The 24,540-nt window shown below is 46.6% G+C and carries 15 protein-coding genes; all 15 read left to right on the forward strand.

All coding sequences use genetic code 11. The annotated features are described in order from the left end of the window. Positions 1-48: 48 nt before the first annotated feature. The 15 genes from FHW88_RS02730 to FHW88_RS02800 all read left to right on the forward strand — a co-directional run bounded on the left by FHW88_RS02730 (position 49) and on the right by FHW88_RS02800 (position 24,535). A complete protein-coding gene (locus FHW88_RS02730) occupies positions 49-1,710 on the forward strand; it encodes a polysaccharide lyase (RefSeq protein WP_176622976.1) in 1,662 nt (553 codons plus the stop codon). A gap of 76 nt (positions 1,711-1,786) precedes the next feature. Next, positions 1,787-4,879, forward strand: coding sequence for a DUF6298 domain-containing protein (locus FHW88_RS02735; protein ID WP_255485198.1), 3,093 nt, complete (start codon positions 1,787-1,789; stop codon positions 4,877-4,879). Positions 4,880-5,196: 317 nt separating this feature from the next. After that, positions 5,197-6,579: a glycoside hydrolase family 140 protein gene (locus FHW88_RS02740; RefSeq protein ID WP_176622979.1), complete on the forward strand. Its 1,383-nt coding sequence runs from the start codon at positions 5,197-5,199 to the stop codon at positions 6,577-6,579. Next, positions 6,580-7,530 (forward strand): glycoside hydrolase family 43 protein, encoded by a 951-nt coding sequence (locus FHW88_RS02745; RefSeq protein WP_176622981.1) that lies wholly within the window; start codon positions 6,580-6,582, stop codon positions 7,528-7,530. Further along, the gene (locus FHW88_RS02750) at positions 7,523-9,358 is read left to right on the forward strand and encodes a six-hairpin glycosidase (protein WP_176622983.1); all 1,836 of its coding nucleotides are present in this window, start codon (positions 7,523-7,525) and stop codon (positions 9,356-9,358) included. The genes FHW88_RS02745 and FHW88_RS02750 overlap by 8 nt, the downstream gene beginning before the upstream one ends. After that, positions 9,358-10,812, forward strand: a complete 1,455-nt coding sequence (locus FHW88_RS02755; protein ID WP_255485199.1) for a sialate O-acetylesterase — start codon at positions 9,358-9,360, stop codon at positions 10,810-10,812. Before FHW88_RS02750 ends, FHW88_RS02755 begins: the two co-directional genes overlap by 1 nt. An 8-nt stretch (positions 10,813-10,820) precedes the next feature. Continuing rightward, positions 10,821-13,607 carry a glycoside hydrolase family 2 protein gene (locus tag FHW88_RS02760; RefSeq protein WP_176622985.1) on the forward strand — a complete coding sequence of 929 codons (2,787 nt, stop codon included), beginning with the start codon at positions 10,821-10,823 and terminating at the stop codon, positions 13,605-13,607. Positions 13,608-13,610: 3 nt separating this feature from the next. After that, a complete protein-coding gene (locus tag FHW88_RS02765) occupies positions 13,611-16,364 on the forward strand; it encodes an alpha-L-rhamnosidase (protein WP_176622987.1) in 2,754 nt (917 codons plus the stop codon). 12 nt (positions 16,365-16,376) lie between these two features. Next, positions 16,377-17,102, forward strand: coding sequence for a DUF3826 domain-containing protein (locus FHW88_RS02770; protein WP_255485200.1), 726 nt, complete (start codon positions 16,377-16,379; stop codon positions 17,100-17,102). Positions 17,103-17,106: 4 nt separating this feature from the next. Further along, entirely contained in the window at positions 17,107-18,240 is a 1,134-nt protein-coding gene (locus FHW88_RS02775) for a sialidase family protein (RefSeq protein WP_176622989.1), read from the forward strand. Positions 18,241-18,523: 283 nt separating this feature from the next. Further along, positions 18,524-19,930, forward strand: a complete 1,407-nt coding sequence (locus FHW88_RS02780) for an alpha/beta hydrolase family protein (RefSeq protein ID WP_176622991.1) — start codon at positions 18,524-18,526, stop codon at positions 19,928-19,930. Beyond that, positions 19,927-20,811: a sugar phosphate isomerase/epimerase family protein gene (locus tag FHW88_RS02785; protein WP_176622993.1), complete on the forward strand. Its 885-nt coding sequence runs from the start codon at positions 19,927-19,929 to the stop codon at positions 20,809-20,811. Before FHW88_RS02780 ends, FHW88_RS02785 begins: the two co-directional genes overlap by 4 nt. A gap of 9 nt (positions 20,812-20,820) precedes the next feature. Continuing rightward, on the forward strand, positions 20,821-22,743 hold the full coding sequence (locus FHW88_RS02790; protein WP_255485201.1) for a hypothetical protein: 1,923 nt from the start codon (positions 20,821-20,823) through the stop codon (positions 22,741-22,743). Continuing rightward, positions 22,740-23,453 carry an L-rhamnose mutarotase gene (locus FHW88_RS02795; protein WP_176622995.1) on the forward strand — a complete coding sequence of 238 codons (714 nt, stop codon included), beginning with the start codon at positions 22,740-22,742 and terminating at the stop codon, positions 23,451-23,453. The genes FHW88_RS02790 and FHW88_RS02795 overlap by 4 nt, the downstream gene beginning before the upstream one ends. A gap of 2 nt (positions 23,454-23,455) precedes the next feature. Further along, positions 23,456-24,535 carry a Gfo/Idh/MocA family protein gene (locus FHW88_RS02800; RefSeq protein WP_176622997.1) on the forward strand — a complete coding sequence of 360 codons (1,080 nt, stop codon included), beginning with the start codon at positions 23,456-23,458 and terminating at the stop codon, positions 24,533-24,535. Positions 24,536-24,540: the final 5 nt, after the last annotated feature.

Here is a 24,540-nt window from a genome sequence, read left to right on the forward strand (position 1 = left end):
GATGGGTGCCTGCTAACCATTTAACAAAAGAAGATTACGAATACAGATATGAAAAAACACACAGCTTTATTTTTAGTAGCAGCGGCATTGGGTTTAGCTAAACCGGCTTTTGCCCAATACCCGGAAATACCAGAAAAGGTTAAAGCAGAGAGTGAGGCTTTGATGAAAGAGGCTACCCGTCGTTCAGATTCAGCATGGGCGGTTGCCCTGCCCATTATCCAGGCCGATCAAAGGCGAGGCAAGGTATATGTACCATGGGCCGCGCGTCCAACCGACCTGCCGCAGGCTAAGATCCCGGCATTCCCGGGTGCCGAGGGCGGTGGCAAATTTACTTTTGGGGGCCGCGGTGGTAAGGTATATGTAGTTACCAGTTTAGCAGATAGCGGTCCCGGCACTTTGCGCGAGGCCTGCGAAAAAGGCGGCGCGCGTATTGTGGTATTTAATGTTGCGGGCATTATCCGCATCAAAACACCGATTATCGTGAGGGCTCCGTATATTACTATTGAAGGCCAAACTGCTCCGGGTGATGGCGTTTGTATTGCAGGCGAATCATTTTGGGTGAATACACATGATGTTGTGATCCGTTATATGCGTTTCCGCCGCGGCGAAACCAATGTTGGCCGCCGTGATGATGCTTTGGGTGGCAACCCGGTGGGCAACATCATTGCCGATCACGTATCTGCAAGCTGGGGCCTGGACGAAAACTTTTCCATGTACCGTCACATGTTTGATCCGGGGGATGGCTCGAAAGAAGAAAAGCTGGGTACCGTGAACATCACCATCCAGAACTGTATCTACTCAGAATCATTGGATTACTGGAACCATGCTTTCGGTTCAACAACAGGCGGCGAAAACAGTTCATTAATGCGTAACCTTTGGGCAGATAACACTGGTCGTAACCCATCTGTTGGCTGGAATGGCGTATACAACTTTGTAAACAATGTGGTATTTAACTGGCATCACCGTTCAATGGACGGCGGCGATTATACCACCAATTACAACGTGATCAATAACTACTTTAAACCTGGTCCGGTTACACCTAAAGATGAGCCGGTTGGTCACCGTATCCTGAAACCGGAATCGGGCAGGAGCAAGCTGAAGGAAAAAGTATTTGGTCGTGTTTATGCATCAGGTAATATTATGGAAGGTTATCCCGAAGTAACTAAAGATGCGTGGAACGGTGGCATCCAGGTTGAAGGCCCTGGTGGCAAAGAATTGCCTGACGCCGGCCAATACAAGGATTACATGAAATCGGATGTTCCGTTCCCGATGCCTCCGATGACTATCCTATCGGCAAAGGATGCCTTTAAATTTGTTATCGCTAATGCCGGCGCAACACTGCCAAAACGCGATCCGGTTGATGTGCGCATCACCGAACAGGTACGTACAGGTAAGATCACTTACAAAGAAATGAACACCGATACTGCTTACCAGTTTAAAGTGCGTAAATTACCTAAAGACTCGTACAAACTGGGTATCATCACTGCTCCATGGCAGGTTGGTGGTTATCCTGAATATAAAGGCACGCCTTACAAAGATTCGGACAATGATGGCTTGCCCGACAATTGGGAACTGGCTCATGGCTTAAACCCTAAAGATGGTAAAGATTCGGCCCTGCCTGCAAAAAATGGTGGCGGTTATACCAATATCGAAGTATATTTAAATACAGTAGCCGCTAAAGGCGAAAAGAAATTGGCTTCGTTAAAATAATAAAGACACTATAATGCGGGGATTGAGGTTTATAAGGATTTATTTTTGGGTTGGTTTAATGACTGGGGGGATGTTTATGCATTCCCCCTTATTTGCACAGGATAAGAAAAAAGCCCCTAAACCCCAACCGCCTGTTGCTGCCGATAAAAACGGCAAGCTAAATTATGTGGTTGCTCCCAACGGCGACCGCATTCCTGATTTTTCATATTGCGGATATATGGCTTCCGAAAAGCCTATCCCTTTTGTGCCTGTAAAAGTTGTAGTGCCCATAAAAGCGGGGGATGCTACACTGAGGATCCAGGCTGCCTTAGATTACGTAGCTGGTTTACCTGCCGATAACGATGGCTTTCGCGGAGCGGTATTGCTTAACAAAGGGGTATATCAGGTTAATGGTAGCCTCAAAATTAACGCATCCGGCGTTGTTTTACGCGGAAGCGGAATGGGCGTCAACGGCACCACGCTATTTGCAGCCGGGACCGACAGGGAAACCTTTATCCATGTTACCGGAAAAAACGACCGGCAAACATCTAAAGAAATTAAAATTACCGACGCCTATGTGCCGGTAAATGCCAACACTTTACATATTGCAGATGGCACAAATATTAAAACCGGAGATCTGGTTTTGATCCATCGCCCGAGCACACAAGCCTGGATCAGTGCCATCAAAACCGATCATTTTGGTGGCGATTTAACCGCCCTGGCCTGGAAACCCGGCGAACGGGATATTTACTGGGACCGCAAGGTAACAGCAATAGATGGCAATACCATAACCCTTGACGCACCTTTAACAACAGCATTGGATACTGCATACGGCGGTGGTTTGATAGCCTCTTACCAATGGCCCGGCAGAATTGTGCAAGTGGGGGTCGAAAACTTAAAACTGCAATCAGCTTACGATGCTTCAAACGCAAAAGATGAAGCCCACCGCTGGATGGCTATCACAATGGAAAATGTTAGCGATGCCTGGGTACGCCAGGTAACCTTTGAGCATTTTGCAGGTTCGACAGTATTTGTTGGTGTTACCGGAAACCGGGTAACGGTTGAGGATTGTAAATCGCTTGCTCCGGTTTCAGAAATAGGGGGACAGCGCCGTAATACGTTTCTTACTATGGGGGGGCAAAACCTTTTTCAACGTTTATACTCCGAACAGGGTTTTCATGATTTTGCTACCGGGTATTGCGCGCCGGGGCCAAACGCTTTTGTGCAATGTATGTCGGTAGGTTCGCTGGGTTTTAGCGGAGGTATTGATAGCTGGGCCTCGGGCGTTTTATTTGATATCGCAAACATAGATGGTCAACCCCTGAGCTATATGAACCGTGGACAGGACGGACAAGGCGCCGGATGGAGCGCCGCCAACAGCCTGTTCTGGAATTGTACCGCAGCTCGTGTGGATTGCTATCAGCCGCCAACGGCTCAAAACTGGGCTTTTGGTACCTGGGCGCAATTTGCAGGTGATGGCTACTGGAGTACATCAAACAGCACCATAAGCCCAAGAAGTTTTTATTACACGCAGTTAGCTAACCGCTTAAATAAAGATGTAAGCAAACAAGCCGATATCCTGTACCCGGCCACCGAACCATCAAGCAGCCCGACAGTTGAGCAGGCAGCCGAACTGATGGCAGCGGCCCGTAAACCTGCACTTACCATCAGTAACTGGATTGATCAGTCGCCTAAAAGAAATTCGATTAACATTGAATCGGCAGGTGCCAAAACTATTGATGAAATAGGATATAAACGCCCGGCTGTTGCTACATTGGCACCCAAAATGAGTGTTACCAACGGCTGGCTCACCCGTGGTAACATCGTTTTAACAGGCAAGCATTTTGAAACCCCGTGGTGGAACGGCACTGTTCATCCCGATTATACTGAAAAGGAAGCTAAACCCGCCATCTCCCGTTGGGTACCCGGCCAAACCGGCACAGGGTTAACGGATGATCTTAACGCGGTAACCGATTGGATGCGGAAAGATAATATCGTGGTATTTGAACACAACTATGGCTTATGGTATGATCGCCGCCGCGATGATCACGAGCGTATCCGCCGGATGGACGGCGATGTTTGGGCTCCGTTTTATGAACTGCCTTTTGCCCGGAGCGGAAAAGAACTGGCCTACGACGGCTTAAGCAAATACGACCTGACTAAATACAATACCTGGTACTGGAACCGCCTGAAACAATTTGCTGACTTGGCCGATGAGAAAGGTTTTGTATTGGTTCACCAAAATTATTTTCAGCACAATATTATTGAGGCTGGGGCGCACTATACCGATTTTCCATGGCGCACGGCAAATAATATTAATGGCACCGGTTTCCCGGAGCCTGTACCTTATGCCGGCGACAAACGCCAGTTTATGGCTGAGCAGTTTTATGACGAAACCGACCCGGCAAGGCGCAAGCTTCACATTGCCTACATCAATAAATGTATGGACAACTTTGCAGGTAATACCGGGGTGATCCAGCAGATTGGAGCGGAGTTTACCGGTCCGCTGCATTTCATGAAATTTTGGGTAGAAACCATTAAACAATGGGAAACCACACATAAAAAGAAACAGATTATCGCTTTAAGCGCTACAAAAGATGTGCAGGATGCTATCCTGTCCAATCCGGCAACAGCTTCGGTCATCAATGTTATAGATATTCGTTATTGGTATTACCAGGCCAACGGAACGGCCTATGAACCCATTGGCGGCCAAAGCCTAGCCCCGCGCCAGCAAGCCCGCATCTTTAAACCCAAGGCTTCATCATTTGAGCAGGTTTATCGTGCGGTACATGAGTACCGTACCAAATACCCGGATAAAGCTGTGCTTTATTCTGCTGATGGTTATGATCATTTTGGCTGGGCGATATTTATTGCAGGCGGATCATTGCCGGTCCTTCCTGCCAATACCAATAAAGCTTTTTTAGCCGATGCGAGCGGTATGAAACCTGCCGAGCTGCCGGGTTCGCCTAAAGATCAATGGGCGTTAGCTTCATCAAAAGGGTATATCGTTTATAGTAATGGCGGTGGGATTCACCTTGATTTATCGGCCGGTGTTAGTTACAAAGCGCAATGGATCGACCCTAAAACCGGCGAGCTTTTACCCGGTGCTGAAACGATAAAAGGTGCTGCAAATACAGAAATTAAAGGACAGGGGAATGGGGCTGCAATTTTGTGGCTGAGCAGGAATTGAAAGGTTAGGAAAAAATAAAAGCGGAGGGCTTGCACGATTCCCCTCTCGAGAGGGGCGGAGGGGTGTATTTAACAAAGCGGTAATAAACGCGGACGAAACACACCCCTGCCAACGCTCAGCCAAACGCGCCCCCTCTCAAGAGGGGAGCTCGAAAAAATAGAGGGATTAAAGAAGAAAGGGCCAGTGCGATTCCCCTCTTGAGAGGGGCGGAGGGGTGTGTTTAACAAAGCGATAATGAACGCCGAAGAAACACACCCCTGCCAACGCTCAACCTAACGCGCCCCCTCTCAAGAGGGGAACTTGATAAATTTATAATTATGCTTAAAAAATCTACCATATTAATTGCCATTGCTTTATTGCTTTTTTCATTCAAAAGCAACGATGTAATGCCTCGTTTAAGCATATCCGCTAACCACCGCTATTTTATGGCTGGTGATAAGCCATTTTTTTGGCTGGGTGATACAGGATGGCTGCTGTTCTCTAAACTGAAAAGAGAAGAGGCCGAGCAATACCTTGATGTCCGTGCCAAACAGGGTTTTAACGTGATACAGGTAATGGTGGTGCATAGCATCAAAGAAACCAATGCCTATGGCGATTCTGCCCTAAGCAATAAGAATATCACATTGCCAAAAACAACTCCCGGCAATACCTTTGGCAAGGGAAACGAATACGATTATTGGGATCATATCGACTGGATCATCACCAAAGCTGCCGAAAAAGGATTATATGTTGCCTTGGTTCCTGTTTGGGGATCGGTAGTTAAGGAAAGCCATATTGGTGCTGATAAAGCAAAAGCTTATGCCGGATTTTTGGCCAAAAGATACCGCGATCACCCCAATGTGATCTGGATGAATGGCGGCGACATTGCCGGTTCAGATTCATTAAAAACCTGGAATGCTATTGGTAACACTTTACATGAACTGGACGGAAAACATCTGATAACTTATCACCCTCGTGGCCGTACGCAATCATCAAAATGGTTTCATAACGAGAATTGGTTAGATTTCAATTGTTTCCAATCGGGTCATCGTACTTACGCGCAGGATACCTCCAAAAAAGATTTAAAATACGGCGAAGATAACTGGCGTTATGTTGAAACAGATTACAACCTGTCACCCATAAAACCAACTCTTGATGCCGAGCCATCGTACGAAAAGATCCCTTACGGCCTGCATGATACCAAGCTACCCCGCTGGACAGCAGCCGATGTAAGGCGTTATGGTTACTGGTCGGTTTTTGCCGGGGCCTGCGGGTATACCTATGGCGATAATGATGTGATGCAAATGCACAAACCGACTGATAAGAACAGCGCTTATGGTTCCAAAGGATATTGGTATAATTCAATTAATGATCCGGGAGCTAAGCAGATGGTTTATCTGAAAAAACTGATGCTTTCTCGTCCATATCTTGACCGTGTACCGGATCAATCGCTGATCGCCGGTAATAATGGCGAAAAGTATAACAGGCTAATAGCTGCCCGCGGTAAAAATTATGCTTTTGTTTATACCTATACCGGCCGTGAGATTAATATCAATGCTGGTAAACTGGAAGGCACAAAACTGAAAGCATCATGGTTTAACCCGCGCAACGGGCAAACTACGGCTATCGGCATCTTCGCGAAAGCTAAAACAATAAAATTTAAGCCACCCGGCAAAATATCAAACGGTAACGACTGGGTGCTCATTATCGATGCGATATAAATGAAAAGGGCGATTAAACATATCATCTTACTATTTGCCGTTGCATTGATGTTTTCGTGCAAGGCCAGTAAAAGCGTGTACCTTTTTACCTCGTTTCATGAGCCTGCTAATGAGGGTTTGCGTTTTTTATACAGTAATGATGCCTATCACTGGAATGCCATCGATCATATTTTCATTAAACCGGAGGTTGGCGATGCCAAGATCATGCGCGACCCATCCATAGCCCAGGGCCCCGATGGAGTTTACCATTTGGTGTGGACAACCGGCTGGAAAAACGACAAAGGCATAGGCTATGCCAGCTCGAGCGATCTGATCCATTGGTCGGCCGAAGAGCATATTGAGGTGATGGCTAATGAGCCCACCGCGGTGAATGCCTGGGCACCGGAGTTGTTTTATGACGAGGATAACAAATATTTCATCATTGTTTGGGCTTCAACCGTACCATTCCGCTTTCCGAAGGGACACGAGGATGAAAATAACAATCACCGACTGTATTACACCACAACTAAAGATTTTAAAACTTTCAGCCCCTCACAGCTTTTCCTTGATCCGGGTTTTAGCGTAATTGATGCTGAGATCGTAAAGCGGGCCAAAAATGATTATGCACTGGTGATGAAGGATAATACCCGGCCTAACCGTAATATCCTCGTGGCCTTTAGTAATAATCCTCTGGGGCCTTATAGCAATTATACTCCGCGATTTACCGAGCCTTTTAGTGAAGGCCCCAGCATGACCAAAGCCGGTGATAACTGGCTGATTTATTATGATTCGTACCGTTTAAAAAGATATGGCGCCATGCGTACAACCGATTTTAAAACTTTTACCGACCTGGCCGATAGCGTGAGCGTGCCTGTAGGGCATAAGCACGGTACCATTTTTAAAGTCACCCAAAAACAGCTTAGGCAGCTTTTACAGGCAGCCGGGCAAAGCAAAGCAGCTAAACATGAATAAGTTCATCATCATATTGTTTTTTTTATCGATGGCCGCGATAGCCAGTGCGCAGGATACCGTGCATTACAGTGGCAATACTTTAGCCAATGTCGATTACCATCACGGGCAATTAAGCCCGGTGATAGGCGTGCACAGTCAGCAGATCTTCAGGGCTAACCGTGAACATCCGGAACTGGCCGATGGGTTTGGTTTTACCTACAACCATGCGCCCATGCTGGCCTACTGGAACAATACTTTTTATGTAGAATACCTGAGCGACAAGGTAGGCGAAAGCGTGCCACCGGGACAAACCCTGCTCATAACCTCAAAAGGTGGTGAAGCATGGTCAAAACCAACGGTAGTTTTTCCTCAGTATAAAATTCCTGATGGAACTACCAAAGAGGGGCACCCAGGCGTGGCGAAAGACCTGTATTCGGTGATGCACCAGCGTATGGGTTTTTATACGTCGAAATCAAAACGCCTGCTGGTGCTTGGTTTCTATGGGATTTGCCTGGATGGTCATGATGACCCGAATGATGGCTTGGGTATTGGCCGCGTAGTGCGCGAGATATTGCCAAACGGCAAATTTGGGTCGATCTATTTTATCCATTACAATCCAAAATGGAACGAAAAGAATACCTCGTATCCTTTTTATAAAACAAGTAAGGACAAAGGTTTTGTACAAGCTTGCGATGAGTTGATGGCCAACCCGCTGATGATGATGCAATGGGTTGAGGAAACCGACAGGAAAGATCCGCTAATTCCGCTGCATAAGGATTATAAAGCATTTAACTTTTATCACCTGCCAGACGGTCGGGTGGTTGGGCTTTGGAAATACGCGCTTACCGCTATCAGTACTGATAATGGCAAAACCTGGCCAACAAATGCCGCCCGCGCACCGCGTTTTGTAACCGCCAACGCCAAAATCTGGGGACAACGCACATCCGACGGTAAATATGCCACGGTTTACAACCCTTCGGAATTTCGCTGGCCGCTGGCCTTATCGGTTAGTAAGGACGGATTAGATTATACCAACCTGCTGTTAGTTAACGGCGAGATCACCACTATGCGTTACGGCGGCGCTTATAAATCATACGGGCCACAATATACACGTGGCATTGAAGAGGGTAACGGAATCCCTCCGGATGGTAAACTTTGGGTAACCTATAGCATGAACAAAGAGGATATCTGGGTATCATCTATCCCGGTGCCGGTTACCGAAAAGGCGAACGCGCATGCCAATGAGGTCTTTAACGAACTGCCAGTTGGTAAGGAATTGGAAAAATGGAATACTTACAGCCCGCAATGGGCTCCTGCCGCTATCGACAAGTCACCTGATGGCGAACGAGCCCTAACCCTAAAAGATAGCGACCCATTTGACTTTGCCAAAGCAGAACGGGTTGTCCCCGTTTCAAAAAAACTGATGACCGATTTCACTATCACAGCCGGGCAAAATAATACAGGTACACTGGATATCGAATTTCAGGATGAAAAAGGCACGGCTGCTATCAGGCTTACGCTTGATTCTGCAGGGCAATTCAGGACCAAGGCCGGCTATCGCAACAAAAACTTCATGAAGTATGAAGCCGGTACGCAATATCATATAGTGATTAAGCTGAATACCGATACCCGCTTTTATACTGTGAATGTAAACGGCAAGGATGTGCTTACAGGCCTGTTTTTTGCCCCGGTGCTAAGCGTAAACCGGGTAGTGTTCCGTACCGGGGATATCCGAAGGTTTCCGGATGCAGATACGCCTACCGATCAGGATTTCGACCGGCCAAATGCCGGAGAAGCAGCGAAGCAAGCCGTGTTCTACATCAAATCATTTAAAACAAGCAATTATTAATGTTACGCTTAATAAAATATTGTTGGTTGACGATCTGCCTGCTTAGCCCCGGACTTGCAGGGGCGCAGGTTGTTTTGCCTAAAATATTGGGCAACAATATGGTATTGCAGCGTAATGCTCCCGTGCCCGTTTGGGGAACAGCCTCGCCGGGCGAAAAGGTAACAGTAAAGTTTGCTAAACAAACAAAGGCAACTACGGCCGATGCGGCGGGTAAATGGATGGTAAAGCTCGACGCGATGCCCGCATCAGCCAAACCATCAACATTAACTATAAAAGGTACCAACACTATTCAACTGCAAAATATATTGGTAGGCGAGGTGTGGCTTTGCTCAGGCCAGTCGAACATGCAGTACGAAATGCGCAAAAACAGCAAAGTGAAAAAGCCGGATACCAGCACTTCAAACTCGCCTGTTGATGAACTTGACCGCGCGCATAACCCGCAGATCAAGATTTTCCTGGTTACGCAGAAAAATATGTTGAAGCCCGATTCTACCCATTCGGGATGGAGTGTGGCCGAAGATTCGGCTTTGAGGGCTTTTTCTGCGGCAGGGTATTTCTTTGCTAAAAACCTGCAGAATGATTTGAAAGTGCCGGTAGGTATTATTTCATCGGCGGTGAGCGGCAGCAGGATTGAGCCCTGGGTATCACAGGAGGGTTTTGATGCCATTCCGTATTTTAAGGCCAACAACATTAAAATTGAGGGTGATCCCGGTAAGTTCTACGCCAAAATGATTGAGCCGGTTGCCCCCTTTGCGCTGAAGGGCTTTTTATGGTACCAGGGCGAAAGCAATTGCTTTTTAGGCGAAACCATCAGTTATACCTATAAAATGGAGGCGCTCATCAACAACTGGCGTAAGCTATGGGGCGATAAAACGCTGCCATTCTATTACGTGCAGATAGCGCCTTATTATTACACCCAGGGAAAAGGGCCGGTAACTTATACGCCATTTACAGAACCCGAATTGCGCGACGCCCAGGCCGCTGCATTGCAGATCCCACATACGGGGATGATTATCACTACCGATCTGAATGATGACCTTAAAAACATCCACCCGCCATTTAAATGGGAGATAGGCAGGAGGCTTGAATTACAGGCACTTGCCAATACCTACAAAAAGCCGGTAGTTTTTTCGGGCCCGATGTACAAAAGCATGAAAATAAACGGCGACAAGATCATCCTTGAGTTTGATCACGTGGGTGTCGGCTTGGTAAGTCACGACGGTAAACCGCTCACCGATTTCACCATTGCTGGTGCCGATGGAAATTTTGTAACCGCCACCGCCATAATAAAAGGAAATACGGTTGAGGTATCGGCCCAATCGGTTGCCAAACCTGTAGCCGCGCGCTTTGCCTGGTCGGAGTCGGCTCAGCCTAATTTTTATAATAAGGAGGGGTTACCTGCCGCGCCATTTCGCACGAATAACCCTTTGAAATTTACTTTAACTGCTAACTGAATATATAAATGAGATCTGCCTGCTTTAAAATATGGATTGCTTTGCTGTTTGTCATCAACTGGTCGGTAAGCCGTGCCCAGGAAACACAAAAGCTGTTCCTGTCGGGTACAGGGAGCGACCATACCGTAAACTGGCAGTTTTATTGTACAGCGGGCAACAATTCAGGCAAGTGGACAACGATCCCGGTGCCTTCAAACTGGGAATTTCAGGGTTTTGGAAAATACAACTACGGTCTTGCTAAGGATAGTTTAAGAGGCAAGGAACAAGGGCTTTATAAGTATGAGTTTAATGTGCCGGCGTCATGGCGGGGCAAAGCCATAAACATTGTTTTTGATGGCTCGATGACCGACACAGAGGTGAAGCTAAACGGTAAATCGGCCGGGCCAATTCACCAGGGATCATTTTATCGTTTTAAATATGATGTAAGTGCGTTGCTTAACTACGGCAAATCCAATCTGCTTGAGGTTACGGTATCCAAACACTCCACCAATGCATCGGTAAACGCGGCCGAACGTAAAGGTGATTTCTGGATCTTCGGTGGAATTTTCAGGCCGGTGTTTTTAGAAGCTGCCCCTAAAACGCACATCAGTTACTATGCCGTTGACGCTAAAGCTAATGGTAATTTAAAAGCGCAACTAAAACTGGTATCTGTAAAAAGCGGCACAGTAACAGGGCAGGTGTATACCTTGGCGGGGCAAAAATTTGGTGCTCCTTTCTCTATAAAAGTTAATGCGGGTGACACTGTTGCCAATATCAGCACACATATTGCTTCGCCGAAATTATGGTCGCCAGAGTTTCCTAACCTGTATAATGTGGTGTTTACGCTGAATGAAAGTGGTAAGCCCGTTCATGCTGTAAAACAACGGATTGGCTTCCGTACGGTTGAGTTGAGGGAGCATGATGGCATTTATGTAAACAACGCAAAAATCAAATTTAAAGGCGTAAATCGTCACTCGTTTTGGCCAACCACAGGCAGGGCGTTAAATAAAAAAGTAAGTATCGGGGATGTTCAGTTGATGAAGGATATGAACATGAATGCGGTACGGATGTCGCATTATCCGCCCGATGATCATTTCCTGGACGTATGCGATTCATTGGGCCTTTTTGTATTGGACGAGCTTACCGGATGGCACCATGCCTATGATGATGTGGTTGGTTCAAAATTGGCTAAGGAAATGATCGAAAAAGATATCAATCATCCGTCCATCGTGCTGTGGGACAATGGTAATGAGGGTGGGTTTAATTTTAACCTCGATCATTGGTTTGATGAACTCGATATTCAAAAACGCCCGCTAATCCATCCATGGGGGATTTTCAGAGGAACAAATACCCAGCATTATATCAATTATGACTACGGTACCAATACAGGTATAAACGGTCACGATATATTTTTTCCGACCGAGTTTTTACACGGCTTGTACGATGGCGGCGCGGGTGCCGGATTGGATGATTTCTGGAAACAAATGTGGCATACACCAATTTCGGCAGGTGGTTTTATCTGGGATTTTGCCGATGAAGCTGTGGTGCGTACCGATAAAAACGGAGAATTGGACAGCGATGGCGATCATGGTCCCGATGGTATTGTTGGCCCTTACCATGAAAAAGAAGGCAGTTATTATACCATTAAGGAAATCTGGAGCCCGGTTTATCTCGAACCCCGCGAAATAACTCCGGCATTCAATGGAACATTACGTTTAGAGAATAGATATTCCTATACAAATCTTAAACAATGCACATTCAGCTATAAACTGGCAACACTTAATGGAGCCAGTTCAGTAAATAAAACAGGTACTATTGCTTCACCAGATGTTGCGCCGGGGCAGTATGGAAACCTGCAGCTACAATTACCTAAAGATTGGCAGAATTTCGATGTGCTTTATGTATCTGCCCTTGACGTAAACAAGCATGAACTGTTTACCTGGAGCTTCCCGGTGAGCAATCATGATAAGATCACTAAGCGCATCATTACCAAAACCGGCGGAAGCAAGGCTGTAATTGCTGAAACAGATTCGCTGTACAAGGTGAAAACCAGTAACGGGATCGAGCTGGCGTTTAACCGCAATTCGGGCATATTGGTTAGTGTGAAAAACGCCAAGGGCGATATCCCTTTTAACAATGGTCCTGTGTTAGTTGAAGGGCAGGATCAAACAGGTTTTGAAAAGCTCAGCTATCATTACGAAGGCGATAACCTCGTGGTTGAAGCCGTATTCCCGCCCAAAAAATCCGAGCCTTTGTTGAGGTGGACGATCTACCCATCGGGCTGGGTGCAGCTTGATGTTAAATACTGGCCAATTGGTGAGGATGCCACATTAATGGGCGTTAATTTTTCCTTCCCCGAAAAAGATATCAAAGGTGTTACCTACATGGGCGATGGTCCTTACAGGGTATGGAAAAACCGTACGAAAGGTACATCATTGGGGGTTTGGGATAAAACCTACAACAATACCATAACTGGGCAGGGTAAAGTTGTTTACCCGGAGTTTAAAGGCTATTACTCCAACCTGTACTGGATGAAATTGCAAACCACCGGGCAGCCGGTAACCATTGTTTGCAACAGCCGCGATGTCTTTATGCGCCTGTTTACACCTGCAAATCCGGCAAAGGTTTACAACACAGCTCCGGCCTTCCCATCGGGCGATATCTCGTTTATGCATGGCATAACGCCGATAGGCACCAAATCGCAAAAGCCTGAAAAACTGGGTCCGGGCGGGCAAAAAAACCAATATTTTAATTACGACAGGAATATAGAAGACGCGCTTTCGCTGAACCTGTATTTCGACTTTTCGGGTAAATAATCAATGAGAAGGTTCGCACATATCAGTTTGGCTGTGGCAGTTATGTTAACCTGCCTGGGCAACTGCTATGCGGATGCGCATATCGGCCTGCAAAACCTAAAATGTGAAATGTTGAATAATCCTTTAGGCATCGGCACCGGTAAGCCCCGGCTTAGCTGGCAGATCACCAGCGACACGCGGAATACCAACCAGGTGGCCTATCAAATTTTAGTGGCCTCATCTCCCGAAAAGCTAACGGAAGGGCAGGGGGATCTGTGGGACTCGCATCGAATAAAGTCTGCTGAATCTATCATGATCAACTATGCGGGCAAAGTGTTGAGCAGCCGTGCTGCATGTTACTGGAAAGTCAGGGTCTGGACAAACAATGGAGCAAGTGCCTGGAGCCAACCAGCTAAATGGAGCGTAGGGCTTTTGAACCCTACTGACTGGAAAGCTAAGTGGATTGGTTGCGATCGTGGTTTTGCCTGGGATAGCATCTCCAAGTTCTCTCGTCTTTCGGCCCGGTATTACCGTCGCGGGTTTAGTTTAAATAAAGGGATCAAACGCGCCACTGCTTATATAGTTGGTTTGGGACATTACGAGCTGTATGTGAATGGGAAAGCCATCGGCGACCAGGTTTTGGCCGAAGCACCTACCGACTATACCCAATCGGTTAAGTACAATACTTTTGATGTTACGGGTTATCTGAAACGAGGCGATAATGCCATCGGAACGGTATTGGGCAACGGCCGTTATTTTACCATGCGGCCAAAATATAAGCCTAAAAAGATCAAAGAATTTGGGTTTCCTAAAATGCTGCTGCAACTGGAGGTGGAATATACTGACGGGACAAAGCAAACCATCATAAGCGATGACAACTGGCATTTTACTGCCGATGGCCCCATCCGCACCAATAACGAGTATGATGGCGAAGAATATGATGCCACTAAAGGGTTTCCGGGATGGAACAGCGTGGGTTTTGATGACAGCCAATGGCTTAAAGCCGAACTGGTGCCGGCTCCCGGTGGCAAGCTTGACGCGCAGATGAACGAGCCGATCAGGGTGATGGATATCATCAAACCTATTAATATAACTCAGCTTAAAAAAGATGTATGGATCCTGGATCTGGGGCAAAATATGGCGGGTTGGGTACAGATGCGTGTAAAAGGAAACCGGGGCGATAAAGTAACCCTTCGTTATGCGGAAACACTGCAACCCAACAATGAACTTTATGTTGCAAATCTTCGTGATGCCAAAGTAACCGATGTATATACACTTAAAGGTGGGGCAGAAGAAACCTGGCATCCGGTATTTGTATATCACGGTTTCAGGTATGTGGAGATTAGCGGTTATCCCGGTAAGCCCGAGTTGGCCGATTTTGAAGGACAGGTAGTTTACGATGCCTTGCCGACCATAGGTCGTTTTGAAACATCTAACGCTATCGTCAATGAGATCTATCACAATGCATATTGGGGCATCCTGAGCAATTACAAAGGTATGCCTGTAGATTGCCCTCAACGTAACGAACGCATGCCCTGGCTGGGCGACAGGGCGGTAGGTTCGCTTGGCGAGAGCTTTGTATTTGCCAACGGTAATTTCTATGCTAAATGGCTGGATGATATAGCGCAATCGCAAAAGCCGGATGGTGCCATCCCTGATGTGGCGCCTGCTTACTGGAATTATTACAGCGATAACATGACCTGGCCCGGAACTTATATCTTGGTGGCCGATATGCTTTACCGCCAGTTTGCCGATAAAGCGCCCATTGAAAAGCATTACACCTCCATGAAAAAATGGATGGATTACATGCGGGTTAAGTACATGAAAAATAACATCGTCACCAAAGATAAATATGGCGACTGGTGTGTACCCCCCGAATCGTTAGAGCTGATCCACGCCAAAGATTCATCATTGAATACTAACGGACAGCTGATAGCTACAGCTTATTACTATCACTTGTCCGGCTTGATGAAAAAGTTTGCGACAATGTTGCATAAACCTGCTGATGCACAGTTTTTTGCCAGTACGAAGCAAAATGTAGCCAGGGCGTTTAACGATAAGTATTTTAATAAAGCCACATCTAAATACAGCAACAATACGGTTACCGCCAACCTGCTGCCATTGTATTTCGGGATCACGCCAACAGCCAATAAACAGGCAGTATTTAAAAATATTGTGGCTAAGATCAACGAAGCCCATGATCATATCAGTACCGGCGTAATAGGCACGCAGTGGCTCATGCGCGGCCTTACCGAATTTGGCAGACCCGATCTGGCCTGGAAAATTGCCTCTAACACCACCTACCCAAGCTGGGGCTATATGGCCGAAAGGGGGGCAACCACTATCTGGGAGCTATGGAACGGCGATACCGCCAACCCGGCCATGAATTCACGCAACCACATCATGTTGCTTGGCGATCTGATTGCCTGGTTTTATCAGGACATAGCCGGGATAAAAACGGTAAATGCCGGTTTTAAACAAGTGGTTATGCAGCCTTCAATTATTAATGGTTTAGATAGTGTTAATACCTCATACCAAACGGCTTATGGTATTGTGAAAAGCAGTTATACCCATACTAAGGGAAGTTTTAACTGGCATGTTACTGTGCCGCCAAATAGTTCGGCATTGGTTTATGTGCCGGCAAAAAATATGAATGAAGTAACTGAGGGCGGGAAAAAAATATCAGCCATGAAAGATATTAAACCAGTGAAAATAGACAATGGGAGAGCGGTGCTTAGCATTGGTTCGGGGGACTATGATTTTGAAGTAAAATATTAACGTAGTATTGATATGAAAAAATTAAATAGAGCGGGTGCTATGCTGATAGTTTTACTATCGCTGTCATGCACGTTGAAAGCCCAGGGACAACAGGCAACTAAAGCAGCTCCATCTCCCGAAGCACTGGCCAAAGCCGATGCTGAAGTGGATAAGAAAGCCTCGGATTGGGTTGCCTCCTTGTCGCTTACGGACACAGCAAAGGCTACCCGGGTGAAAAATGTAATTGCAACCCACCTCAAAGCCATCCGCGACTGGAATAACAGTCATTCGTATGAGTCAGTACCGGCAGGTATTGATCCGGCTACCGGCAAAGCTTTGAGTACTATGGACAGGCAGATTATCATTAATTCGTCGCTGCCAAAATCGGTACATGAAAACCTCATGGCTGGTTTGCGTAACGACCTTACCGAAGAACAGGTTGAAGCCGTACTTGATAAATACACCATTGGTAAGGTAGCCTTTACACTGGCCGGTTATAAAGCGATTGTACCGGATCTGACAACTGTTGAAGAAGCAGCGATCCTCGCTAACCTGAAGCAGGCCCGCGAACAGGCTGTCGATTTTAAGAATATCAAACAGGTATCGGCCATTTTTGAAATCTACAAAACCAAAAACGAGCAATACCTCAACAGCAACGGCCGTAACTGGCACAAACTATACGGCGATTATACCAAAGCGATCATCGCGAAAAAGGCAGCTGATAAAGCGGCAAAAGATAAGGTTGCTACTCAAAAATAATATTATGAAGCTAAAGAAAATCTTGTTCACCGGTGCGGTAAGCTGTTTATGCATGGTCAATACCTATGCCCAGAACCCATGGCGCAAGGGGATTGTGAAGGACGAGTTTATATATGAAAAAGCACCTTACCCCGAATGTCACGCAGCAACCATCGCCGAAACACCAACCGGTATTGTAGCCTCATGGTTTGGCGGCACCAAAGAGCGCAACCCCGACGTATGTATCTGGGTTAGCCGGTTTGTTAACGGCAAGTGGACCGAGGGTATTAATGTAGCCAATGGCATTCAAAACGATACCCTACGCTATGCCTGCTGGAACCCGGTATTGTACCAGGTGCCTAAAGGCGAATTACAGCTTTACTACAAAATAGGCCCAAGCCCGGCAAAATGGAAAGGCTTTGTAAAAACATCCAAAGATGGCGGCATCACCTGGTCGGAGCAAAGGGCTTTGCCCGATGGCTTTTTAGGGCCGATTAAAAATAAACCGGTGTTGTTGAAAAACGGTACGCTGTTAAGTCCGGTGAGTACCGAAGGCAAAGCATGGCAGGTGCATTTTGAGGCCACCAAAGATTTCGGTAAAAACTGGACAATGATAGGCCCTATCAGCGATGGCAAGGATATGAAAGCTATACAACCGAGTATTTTAACTTATAAAGATGGCCGGCTGCAGGCACTTTGCCGCAGTCAGAACAGGGCGATATTGAGCACATGGTCCAAAGATGGGGGACAAACATGGTCGCCTTTGGAAAAGACCAGTCTGCCAAATAATAATTCCGGTACCGACGCGGTAACCTTGAAAGATGGCAGGCAGTTATTGGTTTATAACCACGTTTTGCCGCCGGGAAACCTGGCTAAAGGTGCCCGCACGCCATTAAATGTCGCTGTATCTAAAGATGGTATTACCTGGTACGCAGCGTCGATCCTGGAGGATTCACCAATCAGCCAGTATTCTTACCCATCGGTGATTCAAGCTTCGGATGGTATGGTGCATGTAGTTTACACCTGGCGCAGGCAAAAGATAAAACATGTTGTTATTGATCCGTCGAAATTGGAAATGAAGGAAATAAAGGATGGTATTTGGCCAAAGGTGGATGGTTATACGCCGCCGGTACCGGTTGGGGAGACTAAGGATTTGTAAGGTGGAGGAAATGGCAGCAAATTAACGGGGTGTCATGCTGAGGCTCTCGAAGCATGGTGGGCAGGGCCTTTACGCGCGACCCTTCGACAGGCTCAGGGTGACAGCTCCGTATGAACAGTGAATTTGCATGGCGTGTACATCAGGGTCCTCTGCAAGAGACCCTGATGGGACGTGATAATACGGTAAAATGTAGAGACGCATCACATGCGTCTCCTTTAGGATAAGCGAATATGACTGGCACACGGGAGACGCATGTGATGCGTCTCTACAAAAAAATAAAAAAATGAAAAAACTGATCTACACACTACTAACCTGCCTCACAGCGATGAGTTTTGCCGCGCATGCGCAGCAAACTACCGATGCCATGTACAGGAAAACCCTGAAGGAGGTGCTTGATGAAGTGCAGGACAAATATCATGTAAAGATCAGATACACTACCGCCCAGGTTGAGGGCAAATGGGTTAATTATGCCCAATGGCGCTTCCGGCCCAATGTGGATACCACACTTGCCAACATCCTTACCCCGCTCGATTTGAAGGTGAATAAAGAGGCTCCCGGCAGGTATAAATTAAAAGAGTATGAATACTTCCGCTGGTCGGTAAGCGATGGCTGGAAGGAACTTGACAGGATAGCCGCTCAATATCACGACCGTGATACCTGGGAGCAACGCGAAGCGATATTAAAACCTCAGCTTTATAAAGCTTTGGAGTTGTCACCTCTGCCTGCAAAGCCTGCTTCCAAACCCATCATTACCCCTAAAAGAACTTTTGATGGTTACACGGTTGAGAATATCGCTATTGAAATTTTGCCCGGATTATACATTAATGGTTCGCTGTATAAGCCATCCAAAATAAAAGGGAAGATCCCGGTGATTTTAAGTCCGGACGGGCACTGGGAACATCAGCGTTACCGTGCTGATTGCCAGATCCGTTGCGCATCGCTGGCGCGGATGGGGGCGATGGCTTACAGTTATGATCTTTTTGCCTGGGGCGAATCATTGCTGCAATTTAAGGATGAAGACCATCGCCGCAGCCTGGCACAGACCATCCAGGCGCTTGGCGCCATCCGGATATTGGATTATGTGCTTTCACTTAAAGAAACCGACCCGGAACGCGTTGGCATTAGCGGCGGCTCGGGAGGCGGAAGCCATACCGTTTTAATGACTGCCCTGGATGACCGGATCAAACTTAGCGCTCCGGTGGTGTCGGTGTCATCTTATTTTTATGGAGGATGTCCTTGCGAAAGCGGCATGCCTATCCATCAATGCGGCAACGGAACAGATAATGTAGAACTGGCAGCTATGGCAGCTCCAAGGCCTCAACTCCTGATCTCCGACGGGCAGGACTGGACTGCAAATATGCCCAAGCATGATTTTCCTTACCTACAAAAGATCTATGGCTATTATGGGGTTACAAACAAAGTAGAGAATGTACACTTGCCCAATGAAGGCCATGATTTCGGGCCGTCAAAAAGGGCTGCGTTGTATGCTTTCGTAGCTAGAAATTTTCACTTGGATCTTAATAAAATTAAAGACAGTAGCGGCAATTTCGATGATAATAAAGTCACCATTGAAAAAGAACCTGCCATGTATGTATTTGGGAATAAAGGCGAAAAGCTCCCCGCCAATGCCATCAAAGGTTTTGATCAGTTACAGAAAGTATTTTCGCAGGCAACAAAGAATAAGTTATGAAATACAGGTTGATATTAAGTTTATGGATAGCGATAATGGTATGCACCTTCTGTATTCCTGCAATGGCTCAAACCTCATTAAAGCAGCGCTATAAAGTAGCGGTAGTTGATTTGATGATCCTTAAACGGCAAAAGTTGAGTGCATTTCAACTGGCTAAGGAGATTGGTGCTGATGGTGTTGAAGTAGATATGGGCGGCCTCGGCGACCGCGAAACATTTGATAATCAACTGGCGAAGGATTCGATCAGAAATGTATTCCTGAACAAGGCAAAAGAACTGAACCTGGAAATCCCATCCATGGGCATGACCGGTTTTTTCGCCCAATCATTTGCCGAACGGCCAACAGCGGTGAAAGCTGTTACCGACTGTATCAACACCATGAAGCAAATGGGGGTTAAAGTTGGCTTTTTGCCAATGGGCATCAAAGGCGACCTGGTGAAGTTTCCAGAACTGCGCCCGGCTATTGTTTCCCGCCTGAAAGAGGTTGGCAAAATAGCCGAAAAGGCAGGAGTTGTAATAGGCATTGAAACAGCGCTGGATGCCAAAGGCGAGTTGCAGCTATTGAAAGATATAGGCTCGCCTGCCATCAAAAGCTATTTCAATTTTGAAAACGCCATCAGGAACGGCCGCGATCTGGATAGCGAGCTGAAAATTTTGGGTAAAAAATACATCATTCAGATCCATTGTACCAACGATGATGGCACTTGGCTGCAAAACGACCCTAAAATCAACATGGAGCATGTAAAAGCCACTTTAGATAAAATGGGCTGGACAGGCTGGTTAGTGATTGAACGCTCTCGCGATGCCAAAGACCCACGTAACGTGAAGTGGAATTTCAGCGCGAATACCACCTATGTAAAATCAATATTTCAGGCTAAGTAATTAACGTAAATGAATATCCGCTGCATAGTTGTTTTGTTAATGCTGTTAAATGTTAGTTTGACAGGTAGCCTCTTTGCGGCCGAAATCTGGGTATCGCCTAAAGGCTCCGATACAAATACCGGCACCCGCGAACAGCCGATGGCAACTGTAGCCATGGCCATCAGGAAAGCCCGTGAACTGAGACGGCTAAATGATCCATCAATAAAAGGTGGCATTTATATCAAAGTGGCGGCTGGAGTTTATACGTTAGATGAACCGTTATTTATCCGCCCTGAAGATTCTGGTACTGCCGATAGCCCAACCATTATTGAGGGAGGCGGCATTGGTAAAACTATTTTAAGCGGCGGTATTAAAGTAAACGGCTGGAATAAAGTTGATTATGCAGTCCCCGGTTTGCCGGCGGAAGCCAAGGGCAAGGTATGGGTCGCCGATGCCCCGGTTATTGGGGATGAACCTTCGCAGTTCAGGCAGCTATGGGTTAATAATGAAAAGGCAGTCCGCGCCAGGGATACCGAAGCACCGTTTATGAACCGCATCCTTTCCTGGGATCATAAAACGCAAACTTGTGTGATTCCATGGTCGGCGTCGGCGGACACATCTCACCTTGAAGGTATGGAGATGTTTATCCACCAGTGGTGGGCTATTGCTATTTTACGGGTTAAGACTGTTAAGGTAATGGGCGATAGCGCGCGCTTGTCATTTTATCAGCCCGAAAGCCGCATCCAGTCAGAACACCCCTGGCCCGCACCCTGGATCTCCAAAAAAACGGGAAACTCGGCGTTTTATCTCAACAATGCTATCAGCTTTTTGAATAAACCCGGTGAGTGGTATCATGATCGCAGGACTAACAAGGTTTACTACATCCCCCGCAAGGGCGAAGATCTGCAAATGGCCACGGTAATCGTTCCGCAATTGGAAACCCTCGTTAAAATGCAGGGTACCCTTGATAACCCCGTTAATTATATCAGCTTTAAGAATATCGGCTTTGAACACAGCAGCTGGTTACGGCCATCCAAAGAGGGCCTGGTGCCGCATCAGGCCGGGATGTATATGCTGGATGCTTACAAGCTGAAAATTCCCGGTACGCCCGATAAAAAAGGATTGGAAAACCAGGCATGGGTTGGGAGGCCAAAGGCAGCGGTTGAGGTGGCTTATGCTTCACATATTACCTTCGACGGTTGCGGTTTTGAGCATATGGCTTCAACCGGACTGGATTTTCAGCGCGGCACACATAATGATATAATTAAAGGCAGCCTGTTTAAAGATATTGGCGGCACCGCGATACTTGACGGTGTATACTCCGACGAGGCACAGGAAGTGCACCTGCCTTATAACCCAGGCGATAAACGGGAGATCTGCACCAATGATACCATCGCCAATAATTTAATCACCAATGCTACTAATGAAGACTGGGGCTGTGTCGGCATCGGCGCGGGTTATGTTAGGGGTATCAGCATAACGCATAACGAGGTTTGCGATGTAAACTACACCGGCATCAGTATGGGCTGGGGATGGACTAAGACTATTAACGCCATGAGCGATAACCGCATCATAGCCAATAAAATCCACCATTACGCCCGCAATATGTACGATGTGGCGGCCATCTACACACTATCTGCACAGCCCGGTTCGGTTATCAGTGATAATTATGTGGATAGCATTTACAAAGCACCTTACGCGCATGATCCACAGCATTGGTTTTACCTGTATACCGACGAAGGTTCGTCATACATCACCATAAAAAACAACTGGTGCCCGGCAGATAAATTCCTGAAGAATGCTAATGGACCCGGTAATGTTTGGGAAAATAACGGTCCGCAGGTTGATGCTGCTGTAAAGAATGCCGCGGGGTTGGAAGCGACTTATAATTACCTGTTTCAATACCGTAAGGTAAATCAGGATAATTGGCCCATCAATCATAAAACAGAATGAAAGTATTAAGAGCATATATCGTATGGTTTACAATGGTCTTGTTGTTGCCTGCATTGAATATAAAGGCAGCTTCAAATCCTTATACTATTGTTGAAGTGACTGGTCCGCAGGGTAAGCACCTCAACTACGCTCCGTTGTTGAATATCGCCCGCAAGCAGGGGCTGCCGGCTTCGGCCGTTTACCATTGGGATAACCATCTCATAGTTTATGGCAAGCATTTAAACACAGCATCCATCAAAAAAAACGCCCAGGCAGCCTACCCCTCATGCCAGGTTACGGTTTATAGTAATCCATTTTATGATTTTGACCGCAGGCTTCGTTGCGGTGGTAAGGGCATTGCCAAACAATGGGACAACATTATCCTAACAGCAAACCTTGTTGCTGATGAGCGCATGCAACACGAATACATCGATTATCACGCCACGCAGTTTAAAAATTGGCCCGAGGTCTCCAATGGTTTTTGTAATGCAGGTTTTCAGCAATTACTGGTGTTCAGGAATGGGCGCCGATTGATGCTGGTGATCAGTATCCCGAAAGGAAAAAAGCTTGAGGACCTCAATCCTAAAACCATCGAAAATAATCCGCGGGTAAATGATTGGAACAGGTTGATGAAGAAATACCAGGAAGGTGTGCCCGGCACCCGGAAAGGTGAGGTTTGGGTGTTTTTTAAACAGGTAACGGACAATAGCGACACTAAACGATCATTATAAAAATGAAAATAGGAATATTAGGATTAGGCGAAGGGCGCAGTACCATGTCGGCAGTATTGAAAAGTGAAAAGCTTGAACTAAAAATGGTATGCGATATGAATATTGAAATGTGCAAACACCGCGCGGAGGAGTTTAACTTTCATCAATACACCACCAGCTACCAGGACATGCTCGATGATGCCGAAATAGATATCATTGCCATTTACACACCCGATCACTTGCATGCCGAACATGTTAAACAGGCTCTGCTGCATGGTAAACATGTAGTATGTACCAAACCATTTATCGATGATTTGAGCAAAGCTGCCGAGCTGCTTGAATTGGTTGAGCAAAGCGGCAAAAAAGTATTTGTAGGTCAGAGTTCGCGCTTTTTTGAACCGATGAAAAAGCAGCGTAAAGATTATGAGGCAGGTTTGATAGGGGATTTGATCACGGTTGAGGCTTATTACCATGCCGATCATCGTTGGTTTTTAGAGAAGCCATGGTCATTACAACAAGCTTTTAAATGGCTGTACGGTGGCTTAAGTCACCCGGTTGATTTTATTCGCTGGTATTTGCCGGAGATTGAAGAGGTAATGGGCTACGGTATGCTGAGCGCTAACGGCGCCAAAGGTGGTTTGAAGAATCCGGATACCATGCATTTTATTTTCAAAGCTAAGGACGGCCGCATTGCCCGGGTAAGTGGTTGTTATACCGGTCCGGTGCAACCCGTTACCCGCGACAGCGAAATGAGTTGCATTTTACGCGGTACCGAGGGTTGCAGTCAGGGCGATTATATGGACCTGCGCTATGCCATCACCGATAATACCGGCGAAGAACGGATCATTACCTGGGAGCATAAGCTGAAACACTACTTCAGGTTTGAGGGCAAAAGCCACCACGCCGGGGAGTATCAAAATTACCTCGAATACTTTGCGGATAGCATCACCGAAGGCTATACCGCTTACCCTGATATTAAGGAAGGGATAGGCACTATTGCCCTGCTTCAGGCTATGGACAGATCATTGCAAACTGGTAAGCCTGTAAAGGTTGATGACATTCTTACTGAGTTTAATTTAACGGTAAATGAGTTAAGCGCATGATATTA

This window comes from Mucilaginibacter sp. SG538B, assembly GCF_013376065.1.
Classification (GTDB): Bacteria; Bacteroidota; Bacteroidia; order Sphingobacteriales; family Sphingobacteriaceae; genus Mucilaginibacter; species Mucilaginibacter rubeus.

Coding starts and splice junctions, on each gene's coding strand:
- FHW88_RS02730 (WP_176622976.1), top strand. CDS start 49: ATGAAAAAACACACAGCTTTATTTTTAGTAGCAGCGGCATTGGGTTTA.
- FHW88_RS02735 (WP_255485198.1), top strand. CDS start 1,787: ATGCATTCCCCCTTATTTGCACAGGATAAGAAAAAAGCCCCTAAACCC.
- FHW88_RS02740 (WP_176622979.1), top strand. CDS start 5,197: ATGCTTAAAAAATCTACCATATTAATTGCCATTGCTTTATTGCTTTTT.
- FHW88_RS02745 (WP_176622981.1), top strand. CDS start 6,580: ATGAAAAGGGCGATTAAACATATCATCTTACTATTTGCCGTTGCATTG.
- FHW88_RS02750 (WP_176622983.1), top strand. CDS start 7,523: ATGAATAAGTTCATCATCATATTGTTTTTTTTATCGATGGCCGCGATA.
- FHW88_RS02755 (WP_255485199.1), top strand. CDS start 9,358: ATGTTACGCTTAATAAAATATTGTTGGTTGACGATCTGCCTGCTTAGC.
- FHW88_RS02760 (WP_176622985.1), top strand. CDS start 10,821: ATGAGATCTGCCTGCTTTAAAATATGGATTGCTTTGCTGTTTGTCATC.
- FHW88_RS02765 (WP_176622987.1), top strand. CDS start 13,611: ATGAGAAGGTTCGCACATATCAGTTTGGCTGTGGCAGTTATGTTAACC.
- FHW88_RS02770 (WP_255485200.1), top strand. CDS start 16,377: ATGAAAAAATTAAATAGAGCGGGTGCTATGCTGATAGTTTTACTATCG.
- FHW88_RS02775 (WP_176622989.1), top strand. CDS start 17,107: ATGAAGCTAAAGAAAATCTTGTTCACCGGTGCGGTAAGCTGTTTATGC.
- FHW88_RS02780 (WP_176622991.1), top strand. CDS start 18,524: ATGAAAAAACTGATCTACACACTACTAACCTGCCTCACAGCGATGAGT.
- FHW88_RS02785 (WP_176622993.1), top strand. CDS start 19,927: ATGAAATACAGGTTGATATTAAGTTTATGGATAGCGATAATGGTATGC.
- FHW88_RS02790 (WP_255485201.1), top strand. CDS start 20,821: ATGAATATCCGCTGCATAGTTGTTTTGTTAATGCTGTTAAATGTTAGT.
- FHW88_RS02795 (WP_176622995.1), top strand. CDS start 22,740: ATGAAAGTATTAAGAGCATATATCGTATGGTTTACAATGGTCTTGTTG.
- FHW88_RS02800 (WP_176622997.1), top strand. CDS start 23,456: ATGAAAATAGGAATATTAGGATTAGGCGAAGGGCGCAGTACCATGTCG.